Annotated in this window: 2 protein-coding genes; one reads left to right on the forward strand and one right to left on the reverse strand. The window is 34.5% G+C overall.

From position 1 onward, the window contains the following. Positions 1 to 179 (reverse strand): NAD(P)-binding protein (locus CM19_RS13470; RefSeq protein WP_420804696.1); only part of this gene is annotated, 179 nt, incomplete at its 3' end. 278 nt (positions 180 to 457) lie between these two features. Between CM19_RS13470 and CM19_RS13365 the strand changes: the two genes are divergently transcribed. Beyond that, on the forward strand, positions 458 to 580 hold the full coding sequence (locus tag CM19_RS13365; RefSeq protein ID WP_268744913.1) for a hypothetical protein: 123 nt from the start codon (positions 458 to 460) through the stop codon (positions 578 to 580). Positions 581 to 1,056: the final 476 nt, after the last annotated feature.

Genomic DNA, 1,056 nt, shown 5'->3' on the forward strand with positions numbered 1-1,056 from the left:
ATCTTAAATAAGATCTCAGATGCCTTAATCTCAACGAAGTTCTCTATAGAGCTTAAGACTACCCAGCTACATGGTTTCATGCCTAACTTTTTCTCCCTTTCATATATGACTACATCCTCACGCAAGGTCTTTCCTAGAAAAAGTCCAGCAGGTCCTGCACCAACTATCGCAATTTTCATGCCTTAAAATTAGGTAAAGGTAACATAAAAACACCCAGTAACCCTCTTAGATTAAGGCTTGACGCGAATTTCCGTACGTAAAGTTTCTAATCTCATCTAATTAAATCATTTCAAAGGATTTAATATAAGAGGAATAAATGGGGTTCGTTTTAATATATCCTTCTAGATTTATCACATTTCACGCTTTAGTATATTTCGAAATAGGATCTACTTTCCTCTTAAAGTCTCTTTTTTTACCCTTATTATTGCCCTCTAAGCTTATTGTATAGTCCTCCTACATGTTTTATCACTGTCTTCACATAAACTCCCTAGTAAACGTAACTACAGGTGAGGAAGACGCTTACGTATACTACGATAAAGAAGTTAGGGCATTCGTGGCCCCTTCTCTTCTTTCTGCTTGATCTTCTACTCTCTCTTCTTTATCTCCCAAAGAATGAGATCTTCGCTCGTCCTAATCAGTAACTCATTGGCCTCTCTCCCTTTGTCCACGTATCTCTTGTTCATTTTCTCGATATAGTTTGATATCCCTGTGCTATTATATGTTTAGCCCTCAAGGTTCACTTATTCTACAAAGCAGACATAAATATCTCGATTATATAATTTAAAATAGCTGAATAATTTAGAGATATACAATAAACATGCTTCACACACAAATTGAAAATTAACTGTCCTCTTCACTCTAGAGACCAGAAAACAAGGAGGTTAGTATTGCTTTGTATAATATAAATCTTCTAAATCTCGCTTTTCGGTAGAAATAGCAGATTAAAGCTAGAACATTGTAGATTATATGTTTATATTCTATTCTATCAGATAAATAGCAGTTTTTACTCCTCTAATTTTACTATAATACTTAGTAGACAAGAAGAGAAGGTTGGAT

The organism is Candidatus Acidianus copahuensis, from assembly GCF_000632495.1.
Lineage (GTDB): Archaea > Thermoproteota > Thermoprotei_A > Sulfolobales > Sulfolobaceae > Acidianus > Acidianus copahuensis.

Coding starts and splice junctions, on each gene's coding strand:
- CM19_RS13365 (WP_268744913.1), top strand. CDS start 458: ATGTTTTATCACTGTCTTCACATAAACTCCCTAGTAAACGTAACTACA.